Here is a 16,196-nt window from a genome sequence, read left to right as displayed (position 1 = left end):
TGCCGTACGCTACTAGCGTGTCAGTCGTGTCAAGCGCTGTGGAACTCACGCCCCCCGGCCCCCGTGGGATTCCTCCCCTGTTCGCGAGGCTCGTCGACGACTCGGCGCTGTTCCCTCCGGGCGATGCGGCCATGCCCGAAGCCCTGCGCGCGCATTTCGCGAGCCGGGAGTCCGAACACGCCGGTGTCCTGGGGGTTTTTCTCTGCCAGGCCTCGCGGTTGCCGGAGCTGATCACCGAGCTGATCAAGATCAAGCCGAAGCAGCCCCTGCCGCTTTCGCTGATCATCGACACCGGCCTCGGCGGCGTCCCGAAGGCCATCTCGATCGTCGAGTCGCGCAGTGAGCTGCTGGCGCTGCGGATGGTCGAGATGCCCGCGCCGTCGGACGTCGACGAGGTGTGGCTGGAGCGCGTCTCGGAGTTCGTCCCCGAGGACGTCATCCGGGTGGTCGAGCCGCGGCGCGGCGTCGGCTGGCTGGACGGCGTGCGCAAGGTGATCGAGCACGGCAGCTGGCCGAAGATCCGCTGCGGCGGCAAGGCGGGGGAGAACTTCCCCAACGTCGACGAGGTCGCGGACTTCCTCGCCGTGGTCTCCGGATCGAGCGGGGCGTCGTTCAAGGCGACGAACAGCCTGCACCGCGCGGTGCGGCACACGGACCCGGACACCGGCTTCGTGCACCACGGCTTCCTCAACCTGCTCGTGGCCTCCGCGCGCAGCCTCGCCGGCGGCGACGTCCGGGCGGCGCTGGAGTCGACCGACGCCCAGGCGCTGGCCGACGAGGCCCGGGCGCTGTCCGAGCCGGCCGCGAAGGCCGTGCGGGCGCTCTTCGCGTCGTACGCGGCCGCGTCGTTCGATGAGCCGGTCGCCGACCTGGGCGAACTCGGCTTGCTGTGACCAGCCGGGAGGGGTCGCTGACGCTCGACCGGGGGTTGGCGCTGCTGCAGGCAGTGGCCGACGCCGGCGGCGACGCGGCGACCATCTCCGAGCTGGCGGTCACCATCGGGGCCAGCCGCGCGGCCGTCTACCGGCTGCTCGTGCCGCTGTCGGAGCGCGGGCTGGTCTGGCGCGACGGCACCAAGGTCCGGCTCGGCGTCGGCCTGCTCCGGCTGGCCGGCCAGGTCCTCCCGCAGCTGCGGGACGCGGCCGGGCCGGTGCTGCGCGAGCTGGCCGAGAAGGTCGGCGCGACCGCCCACCTGTCGGTCGCGCAGGGGACGCAAGCGCTTGCGGTGGCCGTCGTCGAGCCGTCGTGGACGAACTTCCACGTCGCCTACCGCGTCGGGAGCCGGCACTCGCTGACCGCCGGCGCGGCGGGCAAGGCGATGTCGCTGCGGCCGGGCGGCGACGGCTGGGTGACGTCGGCGGGTGAGCTCGAAGCAGGCGCGTCCGGGGTCGCGGCCCCGGTCCGCGGGGTGCCGGGGCTGAAGGCGAGCGTCGGCGTCGTCTCGATGGAGCCGTTGAAGGCCGCCGAGGTGGGCCCGCAGGTCGTCGCGGCCGCCGTGCGGCTCGCTGACATCCTGAAGGCCTAACGCAGCGGCCGGACCATCGTCAGCAGCAGCGTGACGTCGACCGTGAACAGCAGCCGCTCGAACAGGCCCAGCGTGACCTCCTGGTTCGCCGGGCCGAGCACGAGCGTGAAGACGAACCCGCCGAGCACCACGCCGACGCTGGCGAAACTCGCCGTGGCCAGGCGTCGGATCGTCGTCCGCCGCGGTTCCCACGGGCAGCGCTCGCGGCCCTTCTTGGTCAGCACGAACGCGGCCGCGGGCAGGGCGACGAACGCCGTGAGCGCGGCGAGGTTGTGGACCTGTCCGGCCAGTGAACGCGCTTGGCCGTCGGGGTCGACGGGCACGAGCCCGCACACGAGCAGCCCGGCCGACCACACGCCGAGCAGCACGCAGACGGCGGTGGTGCCCGGCCGGTGCGCCTTCGCGATGCCGGCGAGCAGGGCGACCGAGCCGAGCGACAGGGCCAGGCACATCACGCTGAACAGCGGCGCGGCCGAGCCGTTGCCGAGGCGGCCGTAGACGTACTCCGACAGGGTCTGCCAGATCGGGCTCACCTGCCCGGACAGGCGCAGGTGCAGGTCGATCGAGATGACCACCGCGAGACCGATGCCGCCGAGCGCGATCCGGCCGTGCACGGGCGAGACGGCAGGCAGTGGCTCGTTCACCTGGCTTCCACCCTTTCGTTTCCGAAAGGTTACCCGGCGACCCTGTGAAGGAGCTGTCGGCTCAGAAGGCCAGCTGGATCAGCGCGAAGGCCGCGAAGCCGGCGAAGACGAACCCGGCGCCGCGCTGGATCAGCTTCGGCTTGATCCGGTTGCGGATCTTCCCGCCGATGAACACGGCCAGGCCGGCGACGATGACGAGGGCGGCGAACGCGCCGATGCCGACGGCGATCGGGTTGCCGATCCGGGCGGCGAGGCTGGCCGTGGCGAGCTGGGAGGCGTCGCCCCACTCGGCGGCGAAGAGCACGCCGAACGACGTCATCGCGGAGCGCAGGAACGTCTGCGGCGTCGGTCCGGTGCGCGAAGCGTCTTCACCGGCTTCGTCCGCTTCGCTGAATCCCTCGCGAAGGAGCATGAAAGAGCCGAGGCCGAACATCGCGGCGACGACGAGGGAAAGGACGAGGTCCGGCAACAGCGTCAGGACACTGCCGAACGCGACGGCGATGACGCATTGCACGGCGAACGCGGCGCAGACGCCGGCGAATACCGGACCGCCGCGGAAACGGGTGGTCAGCACCAGTGTCGCGACCAGTGTCTTGTCCGGCAGTTCCACGGCGAGGACCAGGCCGAACGCGCTGATCAGCGCCACCATTGCGGAAGTCATGTGCGTTTTTCGCCCCTTTCACTGCAACGATAAAGGGGTGATTCAGAGTGCCGCAAGCTGATGGCGTTCGCGAAATCGACGGGTCGGCGGCCATGAATTTGTCATCCAGTCCGGACGCACAATTTTCTTCGGCACGCCGAATTTTCGATTGTGGGTTGCGGTAGGTTGAGCGGCATGGGGTCACAGGCGCGTGCTGCGCAGGTCAATGAAGTCATCCGCCGGCTGGAAGCGCACTACGTCTTCCCCGACGTCGCGGCGAAACTGGCGGACGCGCTCCGCCATCGGCTCGATGACGGTGCGTACGCGGACGTCGACGACGCCGAGTTCGCGACGCTCGTCACAGCGGACCTGCAGTCGGTCAACGGAGACCCGCACCTGCGCCTGCGCCACCACGCCGACCCGGTGGCCGACGACGGCGACGCGGCGGTGAACTCCGACGGCTTCCGGATCGAGGCCGAGCTGGAGAGCTACGGCATCGCCGAGGTCCGGCGGCTCGCCGGCAACGTCGGCTACCTCGACACGACGATGCTCTACCCGGCGGAGCTGGCCGGCCCGGCGATCGCGGCCGCGATGACGCTGCTCGCGCCGGCCGACGCGCTGCTGCTGGACGTGCGCCGCAACCGCGGCGGCAGCCCGGGCACCAGCGCGCTGCTCCAGACCTACCTGGTCGACGAGCAGGTGCACTACCTCGACATCTACGAGCGCGAGGGCGACAAGACGACCCAGATGTGGACGCTGCCGTACGTGCCGGGCCCGCGCTTCGGCGGCTCGAAGCCGATCTGGGTGCTGACCGGCCCGCGGACGTTCTCCGGGGGCGAGGACCTGGCGTTTTCGCTCCAGCAGCAGGGCCGCGCCAAGACGGTCGGCGAGGCCACCCGCGGCGGTGCCCACCCGCGTGAGCAGTACAAGGTGGACACCTACCTCGACGTGACGATCTCGATCGCGCGCTCGCTCCACCCGGAGACGGGGGAGAACTGGGAAGGCACCGGCGTCCGCCCCGACCTGCCGGTGGCGGCCGGCAAGGCGTTCGACACGGCGTACGAGCTCGCGTTGCGCCACGTTCTCGAGCTGGGCGACGAGGGCCCGCGCCGCGCGGTGGCGGACGAGGCCCGGCGGACGCTCGACCAGGTGAAGGACGTTGGTCCCGGGGTGGACGGGACCGTTTGATCTAGCTGGCCCACCCGCGCCGGAGCACGCTGGACCACGTGGAGGTCCTTGAGCTAGCGCGGTGGCAGTTCGGCATCACCACCGTCTACCACTTCCTGATGGTCCCGCTGACCATCGGGCTGTCGATCCTGGTCGCGGCGATGCAGACCCGCTGGGTCCGCACCGGCGAGCTGCGGCACCTGAAAATGACGAAGTTCTGGGGCAAGCTGCTGCTGGTCAACTTCGCGATGGGCGTCGTGACCGGCATCGTGCAGGAGTTCCAGTTCGGGATGAACTGGAGCGCGTACTCCCGCTTCGTCGGCGACGTCTTCGGCGCGCCACTGGCCATGGAAGGGCTCGTCGCGTTCTTCGTCGAGTCGACGTTCCTCGGCCTGTGGATCTTCGGCTGGGACCGGCTGCCGAAGAAGGTGCACCTGGCGTGCGCCTGGGCGTTCTCGCTGGCCACGATGGCTTCGGCCTACTTCATCCTCGCGGCGAACTCGTGGATGCAGCACCCGGTCGGCGTGACGTTCGAGAACGGCAAGCCGACGATGAACTCGATCTGGGCGGTGCTGACGAACAACACGGCGCTGGCCGCGATCCCGCACACCCTGGCGGGCGCGTTCTCGGTGGCGGCGGCGTTCCTGGTGGGCGTCGCGGGCTGGCACCTCTGGCGGCGGCGCTCGAACCAGGACGTCTGGCGCTCGTCGCTGCGGCTCGGCGGCTGGGTCGGCATCGCGGCCTTCGCGGTCCTCGCCGTCACCGGTGACGCGCAGGGCAAGCTGATGTTCGAGCAGCAGCCGATGAAGATGGCGTCGGCGGAAGCGCTCTGCCACACGGAACAGCCGGCGAGCTTCTCGATCATCGCGATCGGCGACGTCGCGGGGTCGAACTGCGAGGACGTCAAGACGTTCAACGTGCCGGCGCTGCTCTCGTTCCTGGCCCACAACGACTTCAAGACCGAGGTCAAGGGCGTCGAGGACCTGATCACGGAGTACCAGGCGAAGTACGGCACGAACTACCCGGACGACCCGGCGCTCGGCTCGCTCGCGGGCAAGCCGATCGACTACGTGCCCAACCTCCCGGTGACCTACTGGGGCTTCCGCATGATGATCGGCTTCGGCGCGGTGTCGGCGGGCATCGGGCTGCTGGCCCTGTGGCTGACCCGCCGCGACCGGATCCCGACCGGGCGCTGGTTCCCGCTGCTGGTGCTGGGCGGCATCGCGACGCCGTTCCTCGGCAACAGCGCAGGCTGGATCTTCACGGAGATGGGCCGTCAGCCGTTCGTGGTGGTCCCGAACCCGTCGGGCGTCGACGGGGTGTGGATGTTCACGGCCCAGGCGGTGTCGCGGCTGACGACCGGTGAGGTGTGGACGTCACTCATCGCGCTGACCACGGTGTACGCGGCTCTCGGCCTGGTCGAGCTGTTCTTGATGCGGAAGTACATCCGCGGCGGCGTCGAAGCGGTGATGCCTCCGGAAAAGCAGGATTCCGACAAACCGGGCGACGACACGCTCGCTTTCGCCTACTGAGGTGCTGACGATGAGTGCCGATGTGATCACCCTCGCGGGTTACCCACAGCCTACCTGTGGACAACTCGGCAAGTTGTGGACAACTCACGGCGACCACGTGGGAGGAGCGGCCCGATGACCCTCGAAATCGTCTGGTTCGTCGTCATCGCTTTCTTCTGGCTCGGCTACCTGTTCCTCGAAGGGTTCGACTTCGGCGTCGGCATGCTGCTGCCGATCCTGGCGCGCGACAACACCGAGCGCCGGGTCATGGTCAACACCATCGGGCCGGTCTGGGACGGCAACGAGGTCTGGCTGATCGTCGCCGGCGGAGCCATGTTCGCGGCCTTCCCCGGCTGGTACGCCAGCCTGTTCTCGGCCGCCTACCTGCCGCTCCTGCTCCTGCTGCTCGCCCTCATCGGCCGCGGCGTCGCCTTCGAGTACCGCGGCAAGGTCGACTCCGACCGCTGGCGGCGGAACTGGGACCGCGTCATCGTGCTCGGCTCGTGGATCCCGCCGCTGGGCGTCGGGCTCATCCTCGCGACCACCGTGCTCGGCCTGCCGCTGGACGCCGAGGGCAACCGCGCCGGGTCCGCGTTCGCCGCCCTCCGCTGGGACACCCTGCTCGGCGCGGTCGCCATCGCCGCCTTCTCGATCACGCACGGCGCCGCGTTCCTCGCCCTCAAGACCAGCGGTGACCTGCGGGAACGCGCCCGCAGGCTGGCGATTCGCGCGCTGCCGCTCGCGATGGTGCCGATCGTCGCCTTCCTGGCGGTCGTCCAGTGGCGCGAAGGCACGCTGTGGACGCTGCTCGCGTTCGGCGTTGCCGCCGTGGCGGCGGTCGTCGCCTGGCTGCGGCTGCGCGCCGACCGCGACGGGCAGGCGTTCGCCGCGCTCGGCGTCGTCATCGCCGGGGCCGCGGTGGTCCTGTTCGGTTCGCTCTTCCCGAACGTCCTGCCCTCGACCCTCGACGCCGCCAACACGCTCACCATCGAGGGCGCCGCGTCGAGCCCGTACACGCTGACGGTGATGACCTGGGTCGCCGTCTTCGGCGCCCCGGCCGTGCTGATTTACCAGGGCTGGACGTACTGGGTGTTCCGCAAGCGCATCGGGACCCAGCACATCCCGGCGGTCCACGCACCGTGAGGCCCCGGCCGTTCCCGCTTCCCGGGCGCGCTCCCCTTTCCGCCTCGGAGTCCACAGTGGACTCGGCGCGGCCGGGAAAGGGCCCGCTCGGCGCATTGCCGGCCCTGGTGCCGGCCGTGCGTCGAGCGCTGGCCCTGGTGGGGTTCCTTTCGTTCCTCAACGCCGCCGCGCTGGTGGCACAGGCGTTCCTGCTCGCCGACGTCCTCGCGGCGATCGTGGGAGCAGGCTCCGGGGGAAGCACCGCCCAGCTGGCCGCGCTGCTCGCGCTCGTCGCGACGCGCGCGCTGACCGGCTGGGCGGTGCGCACGGTTTCGGCCCGCGCGGCCGCGACGTCCCAACGCGAGCTGCGCGCCCGGGCCGTCGACCACGCGCTGCGCCTCGGCCCCGAGTGGATCGCCCGGCGCGGCCACGGCGAGCTGACCGCGCTGACCACCCGCGGCCTCGACGCGCTCGACGCGTACTTCCGCGAATACCTGCCCGCCCTCGTGACGGCGGCCGTCGTCCCGCTCGGCGCCGGCGCGGCGATCCTGTTCGCCGACTGGCCGTCCGGCGTGATCATCGCCCTGACCGTCCCGCTGCTCCCGATGTTCGCGATCCTCGTCGGCAAGTACACGGCCGGACGCGTCGCCGGCGCGACCGACGCAACGCACCGGATGTCCGGACTGCTGCTCGAGCTCGTGCGCGTACTGCCGGTGCTGACCGCGTTCCGCCGCGCGGCCGCGCAGGCCGAGACGGTCCGGCGGCTGTCCGAACGCCACCGCCGCGCGACGCTCAAGACGTTGAAGGTCGCCTTCTCCTCGGCGTTCGTCCTCGAGCTCGCCGCGACGCTGTCGGTGGCGCTGGTCGCGGTGGTCATCGGCGTCCGGCTGGCCGGCGGTCACCTGCCGCTGGCCATCGGGCTCGGCGTGCTGATCCTCGCGCCGGAGTGCTACCAGCCGCTGCGCGCGGTCGGCGCCGCGTTCCACGCCAGCGAGGACGGCGTCGAAGCGGTCCGGCGCGTCGCCGACCTGCTGGCCACGCCGGCCCCCGCGGCCGGCACCGCGATCCCCGCCCGCGGCGAGCTGCGGGTGTCATCGCTGCGCGTGGCCCGGCGCGACGGGTTCGCCCCCGACGGCGAGACGTTCTCGGTCCGCCCCGGTGAAACGGTCTGGCTCCGCGCCCCGAGCGGCGGCGGCAAGTCGACGACGCTCTCGGCCCTCCTCGGTTTCGTCCCGGCGCACGACGGCGCCATCGCGGTCGGCCCGGTCGACCTCACCGACGCCGACCTCGAGCGGTGGCGCGAGCAGGTCGCGTGGGTGCCGCAGTCGCCGGTCTTCACCGGCGGCACGGTCCGCGAGGAGGTCGGCTCGGCCGCCCTGCTCGACGAACTCGGCCTGACCGGGCTCGCGGACCGTCCGGTCGCGAAGCTGTCTCTCGGCCAGCGCCAGCGCGTCGCCGTCGCCCGCGCGCTGGTCCGGGTCCAGCGCGGTGCCTGGCTGCTCCTGCTCGACGAGCCGACGGCCCACCTCGACGAGACCACCGCGCGCCTGGTCCTCGACGCCGTCCAGCGCGCGGTCGACAACGGCGCCGCGGCCGTCATCGCGGCCCACGAGCGCACGGCGGCGGTTTCCCTCGCGCCCGAGGGTTTTGCTGTTCCTGAACCGTCCACAAAGGACACTTCGAACGAGTCCCTGGGCTGGCGCGCGCTCCTCGACGGCCGGCTTTTCGGGGGAGCGGCGTTGGGCGCGGTGGCGCTGCTGGCAGGGGTGGCGCTGACCGCGACGTCGGGCTGGCTCATCGCGAAGGCGTCGCAGCAGCCGCCGATCCTGACCCTGACGGTCGCGGTCGTCGGCGTCCGCGCGTTCGGGCTGGGCCGCGCCGGGCTGCGGTACGTCGAGCGTCTGGTCACCCACGACGCCGCGTTCCGCATCGCGGGCCGGCTGCGCGTGCGGTTGTGGAATTCCCTGGTCCGCCTCGGCCCCGCGCGCGGCCTGCGGGCGGGCGAGGGGCAACGCCGCCTGGTCGCCGACGTCGACACCGTGCGCGACCTGCTGCCCCGGGTGGTCTCGCCGCCGCTGGTGGTGGCACTGGTCGCGGCCGGTGCGATCGCCGTCCAGACGTGGGTCCTCCCCGCGGCCGGCCTGACCCTCGCGGCGGCGGTGGCCCTCGGCCTGTGCGCGCCGTGGGTCGCGCTGCGCACCGAACGGCGGGCGACGTCGGCGCTGGCGACCGGCCGCCGGGACGTGGCCTCGCGAGTCCTGGTCCTGTTCGAAGCGGCGGCCGAGCTCCTCGCCTTCGGCACGGCCCGCGCCCACCGCGGCGCGCTGGCGGACGCCGACACCCGCCTGGCCGCGCAAGCCCGCCGTCAAGCGTTCGGCGCGGGCGCGGCGGAAGCGCTGGTGACGTCGGCCTGTGGAACGGCCGCGGTCCTCAGCACGGCGTTCGCCGCTTCGGCGGTCTCGGCCGGGCAGCTCGACCCGGTCCTGGCGCCCCTGCTGGCACTGGTGCCGCTCGCGCTGGCGGAAGTCCTCGCGCTGCTGCCGCCGGTGGCGCAGCACTGGGACACGCTGCAGCGCGCCCGCCACCGTCTGGCCGACGCGCCGCCCGCGGCTACCCGGCCCACGCACCCCGGGACGGGCGTCGAGCTGAAGGGAGCGGACCTCGGCTGGCCGGACGGCCCGCTCGTGCTCCACGACGTCGACGTCACCCTCGCGCCGGGCACGTACGCCGCGGTGGTCGGCCCGAGCGGCGCGGGCAAGTCGACGCTCGTCGCCGCCCTGCTGGGGTTTCTCACCCCGCGAGCCGGCGTGGTCAGCGTCCCGGACGTCGTCGCGTGGGCACCGCAGGAGCCGATGCTCGCGGCCACGACGGTCGCCGAGAACCTCCGCCTCGCCCGCCCCACGGCAACCGAGGAGGAGCTCCGGCAAGCGCTCCACGAGGCCGCCCTCGACGACGTCGACCCGGCCACACTCCTCGGCAGCGGCGGCACCGGCCTGTCCGGCGGCCAAGCCCAGCGAGTCGCACTGGCCCGAGCGATCCTCGGCGCACCGGCGGCGGGGCTCGTCCTGCTGGACGAACCGACCGCGCACCTGGACGAACCGACGGCCCAGGCGGTGCGCGCCCACCTGCGCGAAGCCCTGGCCGGCCACACGGTGCTGCACGTGACCCACCGAGCCGACGAGGCCGCCGGCGCGGACGTGGTCCTCGAGGTCCGCGACGGCCGCGTGGTGACCCGGGTACCGGTGCCGTGATCGCACCGCCACTGCGCCGCGCGATAATGACGGCACTCATGGATCCGACGCTTGCCGCGCGGGCACTGTCCGCCGCCACCGAGATCACGAGCACCGCCCTTTCCGGCGACGACCCGGGCGCGGTGCTCGACACGGTCGTAGCCCGAGCAGCCGAGCTAGCCGACGCCGACTTGGGCTTGGCGATGGTGAGCGCCGACGACGGCCGCGTGGTGGTCGAGGCCGCGCACTACGCCAGCCCCCACCCGACCGCGGGCGGCCACGTCGGGTCCGCAGCCGGCCTGGGGTTTGGTGCGCGCACGGCCGAGCTTGGTGCCGCGTCCGGCGAGCCGACCGCGGGCCAAGGGGTTGATCGCACCGCCGGTCTGGCCGCAAGCGGCCCTGCCAGCGCGCCTGCCGGTCCGAGCGGGGGCGGCACCGCGGGCCAGGGGGTCGATCGCACCGCTGGTCCGGCCGCTAGCGGCTCCACCAGTGCGCTCGCCGGTCCGAGCGCTGGCGACACCGCCAGCCCCCGCGCCGCCGGCCCGGCTGCAAGCGGCCCCGCCAGCGCGCCCGTCGGGTCGAGCGCGGGCGACCCCGCCAGCCCAGGTGCCGATCGCACCGCCGGTCTGGCCGCAAGCGGCTCCACCAGCGCGCCCGTCGGCCCGAGCGCGGGCGACCCCGCCAGCCCAGGTGCCGATCGCACCGCTGGTCCGGCCGCAAGCGGCTCCACCAGCGCGCCCGTCGGCTCGAGCGCGGGCGACACCGCCGACTCGAGCGTCGACGGCACCGCCGGCCAGGGCGCAAGCGACCCCGTCAGCCCAGGCGCCGGCCGCACCGCGGGCGACCCCGCCAGCCAAGGCGCCGATCGCACCACCGGCCCGGCCACGGATTCCGCTGGCTCAGGTGCCGGCGCGTCGAACGGGGAGTCGCTGCGGGGCCTCGCCCTGCCCGCCGATTCCGCTGCCGGGCACGTCGCACGCGGGGGAGAACCCGTGGCGAGCGATGACTTCACCGTCGATCCGCGGACCGCGCCCTACGTTCCCGCCGAACTGCACGGCTATGGGCCGTTCGCGGCGGCGCCGTTCGGGTCCGGGGGGCGGGTGCTCGGGGCGCTGACCGTCTACCGGAAGCGGGGCAGGGAGCCCTTCTCCGCGGGGACCGTCGAGATGCTCGTCGCTTTCGCCGCGCAGGCCGGGGTTGTGCTCGCGCTCGCCGAGGGGGCCAACGCGCGGCATCGGGTCGCGCTGTACGAGGAGCGGGAGCGCATCGCTCGCGAGCTCCACGACGTCATCGTCCAACGGCTCTACGGCGCCGGCATGCAGCTGGACCGGGTCCGGCGCAACATGCGCAAGCGGTTCGCCCAAGCCGACGGGGCTCGGCTCTCCGACGCGATCGACCAGCTCGACCAGACCATCGAGGAGATCCGCGGCACCGTGCGCGCTCTGCGGTCGCCGGAGCCTCGCCACGACACCGGCACGCCCACCGACCTCGCCGAGTCGGCGCGCGGCGAGGTCCGCATCGCCGGCGAACTGCTCGGCTACCCGCCGACACTGGAGCTGTCCGGCGAATTCGCCGACATCCCCGCGGAACACGCCGACCACATCCGGGCCGCTCTGCGCGAAGCACTGTCCAATGTGGTCAGACACTCCGGCGCGAGCGAAACCCGCGTGACGCTGGCCAGGGACTCCGACGGTGTCAAACTCCGCGTCCGGGACAACGGTTCCGGTGTCCCCCAGGGCGTCGCCACCCGTGGTCTGCGTCATCTCGCCGAACGCGCGGACGCCGCGGGCGGGAAGTTCTTCCTGAACTCCTCACCCAGTCTCGGCACACTCGTCGCGTTCGACCTCCCACTCGACTGACCGGTTCTCCTGCGGACTCAACCTTCTCGGGTCATCCAGCCTCCCTTCCACGCCCTCGAAATGATCGTACCGCTTGATCGAACACACATTCGACTCACGTTCGAGTGAATCTTGTGCGGCAAATGGCCAGGACGGCATGGCGGACCGTGACCGGTCCGTAAAAAGCAAGCAGCGAACGGCGGATTGCGGACGCGCCGGTCGCGAGGGGTTACTTCTCGCGCCGCGCGATCCAGGCGGCGGCCTGGGTCCGGCGCTGCATGCCGAGCTTCGCGAGCACCGAAGTGACGTAGTTCTTGACCGTCTTCTCCGCGAGGAACAGCCGCTCGGCGATCTCGCGGTTGGACAGTCCCTGGCCGATCAGCTCGAGCACGTCGCGCTCGCGCTCGGTCAGCGTCGCCAGCTCGTCCGTCGGCGGGTGCCGCATCTTGTCCAGCACCCGCGCGGTGCTCAGCGGGTCCAGCAGCGAGCGCCCGGCCGCGACCTCGCGCACCGCGTGCACGACGTCCTGCCCGCGCACCTGCTTCAGCAGGTACCCGGCCGCGCCGGCCATGATGGCGCCGACCATCGCCTCTTCGTCGTCGAACGCCGTCAACATCAGGCAGGCCGGCGGGTTCGGCTTCGAGCGCAGTTCGCGGCAGAGCGTGATGCCGTCGCCGTCGCCGAGGCGGACGTCGACCACCGCGACCTCCGGTTCGACGTGCATCGCCACCGCCAGCGCTTCTTCGACGCTGCTCGCCTCGGCGACGACCTCGATGTCGGGCTCGTCGCCGAGGAGGTCGCGGAGCCCGCGGCGGACCAGTTCGTGGTCGTCGACGAGCAGCACCTGGATCGGCATACCCCGAGGTTACGGGGTCGCGCACGGCCCGGCGGCGGCCGGTCGGCGCCGTCACACGTGAATTACGTCAAACGTGTGAACGCGTGAGCCGTAACATTCCGCGCGGTACGCATTTCCGGTCCGAACACCCGCAGGTCGAAGCCGAACCGGGAAAGAATCACGGAAATCCCGCGCAGTGGTGGATCGCTGCCATTCCGGAAATTCGGGAATGGTCCGTAACGGTGTCGCGGACGTCGCGATACTAACCACGCAATCGCACCGATTCCCCTCTGAAAGGACTTCCGTTGTCCTTGTTCCGCCGTGCCCTGACGACGTCCGTCGCCGTCGCCGGGCTCGCCATCCTCGGTCCGGTCCCCTTCGCGTCCGCGCAGCTCGCGACGCCGCTCGCGGCCGACGTCGACTGCCCCGATTTCCAGTACCAGGAAGACGCGCAAGCCGTCCTGGACGCGACGCCGGGAGACCCGAACCACCTCGACGCCGACAACGACGGCATCGCCTGCGAATCCCTGCCGCACCGCCCGCAGCAGGGCAGCACCGCGCCCGCGCCGACGTCCGAGCGGCCCACCACGGCGACGAAGACCCGCACCCAGCCGGCCCCGAAGACGACCACCAAGCAGCACGCCGGCACCCAGGTCAAGGTCAAGCCGGTCGGCGGCGTGGCCACCGGCGGCGGCGAACCCGATCCCGAAGTCCCCGGCTTCCTGCTGCTCAGCGGCGCCCTCGTCGCCGCGGCGGCGTCCGGCGGCATGGTGCTCTACCTGCGCCGGCGCCCGAGTTGAGGCACCCGCGCCTGTGGCCCGCGGTCACGGCGGTCGTCGCCGCGCTCGGGGTGGTCCTGGCCGTGGCCCTCGTCCTCGTCCTGTCGCCGCGGACGCCGGACCCGATCGCGCCGCCGAGCCCCGCGGTCCCGGCCGCCACGGGCACCTCGGGCGCCCCGGGGACCGCGGCCGCGACCGCCGGCGGCCTGCCGGCGGCGAAACCGGCGTCACTGAGCATCCCGGCGATCGGCGTCCGGGCGGACGCGCTCGAGGACCTCGGGCTCACCGCGGACGGCGCGCTCGAGGTCCCGCCGGACGCCACGACGGTCGGCTGGTTCACCGGGGCGCCGTCGCCCGGCGAGGTCGGCCCGGCGGTGCTGGCCGCGCACGTCGACTACAAGCACGTGCCCGGCGCGTTTTCCCGGCTCAAGGAATTGCGCCCCGGCGAGCAGGCCCGGGTCGGCCGCGCCGACGGCCGGATCGCGGTCTTCACCGTCTACCGCGTCGACCGCTACGCGAAAGCCGAATTCCCGACCGGTCAGGTGTACGGCGACACGGCCGATCCCGAGCTGCGGCTGATCACCTGCGGCGGCGCGTTCGACCGGGCCAGCGGCAACTACCTGGACAACGTCGTCGTCTACGCCCGGCTGAGCGCGGTCGAGGTCTGAGCCAGGTCGATCCGCGCGAGCTCGAGCCGCCGGTAGGCGTGGTCCCCGAGCGACCAGACGTCGAGGACGTCGCCGTCGAGCTCGGGGTACGCGATCACCAGCCGCGCGGGCTCGGCTTCGGCCGCGCGGTACACGACGTCCACCGGGATCCCGGCTTCGAGCTGCCAGCAGAGTTGCTGCTGCTTCGGCGTGAGCCGGCCCGCGTACCGGTCGCTCATGGCGCGCGCCAGCTGGCCGCGCAGCAGCACCGGGCCGCTCGCCGGGGCCGCCAGCAGCCGTTCGGCGTGGTCGGCGGGATCGGGCGGGAGGTCCCCGGGATCGGCGTCGCGGAGGACGGCCTTCGGTTCGGACTGTTCGCGCGCGGGCAGCAGGATGGTGCCGTCGGGGGCGTGGCGGGTCGGCGCGTAACCGGCTTCGCGCAACGCTTCGAGCGTGCCGGCGGCGTCCACAGTGGACGTCAGCACCGTCGGCGCCACGGACCGCAGCCCGAGCTTGGCGAGCCTGCGGTGCGCGGCGAGCTCGGCCAGCATCGCGGGTTCCCCGACGACGACGCTGGCGACGTCGAGCACCTGGACTTCCCCGTGCCGTCGCGCGACGTCGTTGACCAGGTACACCAGCGGTTGCGGCAGCTCGCCCGCGGCGATCGCGCCGAGGTCGGCGAGCAGCTCGGCGGCCGTCGCGCCGTGGTCGAACGCGCGCCGGACGGACGCGGGGGAAAACCGCCAGCTCGTCGCGGTGCCCTGGGCTTCGCGGTCGCCGACGCGGTCGAGCAGCGCGGCCAGCCGGGCGTCGGGTGAGCCCGGCACGATCGCCGTCAGGTCGGTGCCGAACAGCGCCGTCGTCCGCGCGCGGGCGACGAGTTCGCCGGTGACCTCGACGAGCCCGTCGCCGGACAGCAGCGCGCGCCCGGTGGCGGTGACCGCGCCGTGCGCGAGGACGCCGAGCAGTTCGCCCTCGGCGACGGCGGCCTCGACGGACGCGGCGAGGTCGTCGGTGGGCAGCAGCGGCGCGTGCCACTCGGCCAGGTGGGTCAGGTCGCCGGTGAGCGCCGCGCCGGGCTCGAGCCGCGCCAGCAGCCGCACGACCAGCCGCCGGACGAACGCGTCGACGTCCGTTCCGTGGTCGGGCGGCACCGGGTGCCACCAGGTCGTCAGCAGCAGGCGGTACAGCAGCGCCGGCGCGGGCCGGGCGAGGTCGGGATCCGGCGCGAGCGTGGGCGGCGGTGCCTTCTGGCCGCGGCGCGGAACCGGCGGCTCGTCGGCGAGCAGCAGGCCCGCCTGCGCCGCGAGGTCGATGGCCAGCTCGATCTCCGCCGGTGTCGCCCCGGTGTCCTTGGCGACCTTCTTGATCAGCCGGGCCCCGATCGTGCCGTCCTTGAGCAGCGGCAACGGTTCCGCGGCAGCCAGGTCGAGCACCGCCGAAACGCGGTCGAGCAGCCGCAGCGCGGCGGCCGACGACGTGGCCTCGCCCGCCTCGGTCCCGACGTGCGTGACGGCGTACTCCGGCTCCTCGGGCGTGAACGGCAGCCGGTGGTCCGCCCCGCGCAGGGCGAGCGAGATCTCGATCGGCATCGCGGTGCCGCCGTAGTAGGTGCCGAACAGGAACCCGTGGTCGAGCGCCCAGCCCAGCGGCGGCATGCCGTCGACCTCCGGGACGCCCTCGGCCATGTCCCGCAACACTTTCCGCGTCTGCTCGGGTGCCGTGGCGAACAGCGCGCGGACGCGGTCGCCGTCGCGGAAGTACCGGACGAGGTCCGCCGGCGGCACCCCGAGGTTGCGGGCCAGGCGCGCCCGCTGGATCGTGGTGAGGTCCGCGAGCAGGTCGGCGACGGGCTGCCCGAGGCCCTCGGCGCGGAAGCTGTTCCGCTGCAGCACTTCCAGCAGCACGATCCGGTCGCCGTCGCGCCACAGCAGCGCGCGCTCGGCGAGTTCGTCCACAGAGGACTCGACGGCGGCACCGCCGAGCAGCGCGCGGACGTCGTCGAGCGGCACGGGCCCTTGGCTGAGCGCGTCGCACAGCTGGACCGCGCGCAGCACCTGGGTCAGCGGCAGGGACAACCCGAGCAGGACTTCGTCGACGGATTCGGGTGACGCGAGCCTCGCCGCGACGACGTCGAGCCGCCGCGGCCACGGCTCCGCCAGCACGTCCGGCCGGTGGGCCAGCACCTTCGCCAGCCCGTCCCGGTCCAGGCCCGCGAGCCTGCCGAGCAGTTCCTCGGCGGTGGTCATCGGACCAGG

General features: G+C 72.9%; 12 protein-coding genes and 2 pseudogenes. 10 read left to right on the top strand and 4 right to left on the bottom strand.

The window, feature by feature from the left end; translation table 11 throughout:
* The first annotated feature begins 38 nt into the window (after window positions 1–38).
* Window positions 39–893 carry a hypothetical protein gene (locus AB0B33_RS23000; RefSeq protein WP_281506343.1) on the top strand — a complete coding sequence of 285 codons (855 nt, stop codon included), beginning with the start codon at window positions 39–41 and terminating at the stop codon, window positions 891–893.
* The gene (locus tag AB0B33_RS22995) at window positions 890–1,525 is read left to right on the top strand and encodes a helix-turn-helix domain-containing protein (protein WP_360775062.1); all 636 of its coding nucleotides are present in this window, start codon (window positions 890–892) and stop codon (window positions 1,523–1,525) included. The genes AB0B33_RS23000 and AB0B33_RS22995 overlap by 4 nt, the downstream gene beginning before the upstream one ends.
* On the opposite strand, the gene AB0B33_RS22990 is transcribed toward AB0B33_RS22995, so the two are convergent.
* Window positions 1,522–2,169: a DUF998 domain-containing protein gene (locus AB0B33_RS22990; protein ID WP_360775060.1), complete on the bottom strand. Its 648-nt coding sequence runs from the start codon at window positions 2,167–2,169 to the stop codon at window positions 1,522–1,524. The genes AB0B33_RS22995 and AB0B33_RS22990 overlap by 4 nt on opposite strands.
* Window positions 2,170–2,230: 61 nt before the next feature.
* Window positions 2,231–2,818, bottom strand: a complete 588-nt coding sequence (locus AB0B33_RS22985) for a TMEM165/GDT1 family protein (RefSeq protein WP_247025417.1) — start codon at window positions 2,816–2,818, stop codon at window positions 2,231–2,233.
* 186 nt (window positions 2,819–3,004) lie between these two features.
* Between AB0B33_RS22985 and AB0B33_RS22980 the strand changes: the two genes are divergently transcribed.
* The 6 genes and pseudogenes from AB0B33_RS22980 to AB0B33_RS22955 form a co-directional block, all read left to right on the top strand.
* Window positions 3,005–3,997: a S41 family peptidase gene (locus AB0B33_RS22980; protein WP_360775057.1), complete on the top strand. Its 993-nt coding sequence runs from the start codon at window positions 3,005–3,007 to the stop codon at window positions 3,995–3,997.
* Window positions 3,998–4,035: 38 nt separating this feature from the next.
* On the top strand, window positions 4,036–5,508 hold the full coding sequence (locus AB0B33_RS22975) for a cytochrome ubiquinol oxidase subunit I (protein WP_360775054.1): 1,473 nt from the start codon (window positions 4,036–4,038) through the stop codon (window positions 5,506–5,508).
* A 114-nt stretch (window positions 5,509–5,622) separates the two neighbouring features.
* Entirely contained in the window at window positions 5,623–6,630 is a 1,008-nt protein-coding gene (gene cydB / locus AB0B33_RS22970) for a cytochrome d ubiquinol oxidase subunit II (RefSeq protein ID WP_360775051.1), read from the top strand.
* A gap of 56 nt (window positions 6,631–6,686) precedes the next feature.
* Window positions 6,687–9,860 carry a thiol reductant ABC exporter subunit CydC gene (gene cydC, locus AB0B33_RS22965; RefSeq protein WP_360775048.1) on the top strand — a complete coding sequence of 1,058 codons (3,174 nt, stop codon included), beginning with the start codon at window positions 6,687–6,689 and terminating at the stop codon, window positions 9,858–9,860.
* A gap of 38 nt (window positions 9,861–9,898) precedes the next feature.
* A pseudogene (locus tag AB0B33_RS22960) lies at window positions 9,899–10,087 on the top strand (sensor histidine kinase); the annotation flags it as partial.
* Window positions 10,088–10,744: 657 nt separating this feature from the next.
* Window positions 10,745–11,698 (top strand): annotated as a pseudogene (locus tag AB0B33_RS22955) (histidine kinase); the annotation flags it as partial.
* Window positions 11,699–11,906: 208 nt separating this feature from the next.
* Here the strand turns inward: AB0B33_RS22955 and AB0B33_RS22950 are convergent.
* Window positions 11,907–12,533: a response regulator transcription factor gene (locus tag AB0B33_RS22950; protein ID WP_072475190.1), complete on the bottom strand. Its 627-nt coding sequence runs from the start codon at window positions 12,531–12,533 to the stop codon at window positions 11,907–11,909.
* 284 nt (window positions 12,534–12,817) lie between these two features.
* Between AB0B33_RS22950 and AB0B33_RS22945 the strand changes: the two genes are divergently transcribed.
* Complete coding sequence (locus tag AB0B33_RS22945; RefSeq protein ID WP_360775045.1) at window positions 12,818–13,312, top strand: excalibur calcium-binding domain-containing protein; 495 nt, start codon at window positions 12,818–12,820, stop codon at window positions 13,310–13,312.
* On the top strand, window positions 13,309–13,959 hold the full coding sequence (locus AB0B33_RS22940; protein ID WP_360775042.1) for a class F sortase: 651 nt from the start codon (window positions 13,309–13,311) through the stop codon (window positions 13,957–13,959). The genes AB0B33_RS22945 and AB0B33_RS22940 overlap by 4 nt, the downstream gene beginning before the upstream one ends.
* On the opposite strand, the gene AB0B33_RS22935 is transcribed toward AB0B33_RS22940, so the two are convergent.
* Entirely contained in the window at window positions 13,929–16,187 is a 2,259-nt protein-coding gene (locus AB0B33_RS22935) for a helicase-associated domain-containing protein (protein WP_360775039.1), read from the bottom strand. The two genes, AB0B33_RS22940 and AB0B33_RS22935, sit on opposite strands and share 31 nt — an antisense overlap.
* Window positions 16,188–16,196: the final 9 nt, after the last annotated feature.

Source organism: Amycolatopsis sp. NPDC049159 (assembly GCF_040648295.1).
Lineage (GTDB): Bacteria > Actinomycetota > Actinomycetes > Mycobacteriales > Pseudonocardiaceae > Amycolatopsis > Amycolatopsis pretoriensis_A.
Note: the sequence above shows the minus strand (reverse complement) of the source record. Positions and strands in the feature narration are given on the sequence as shown.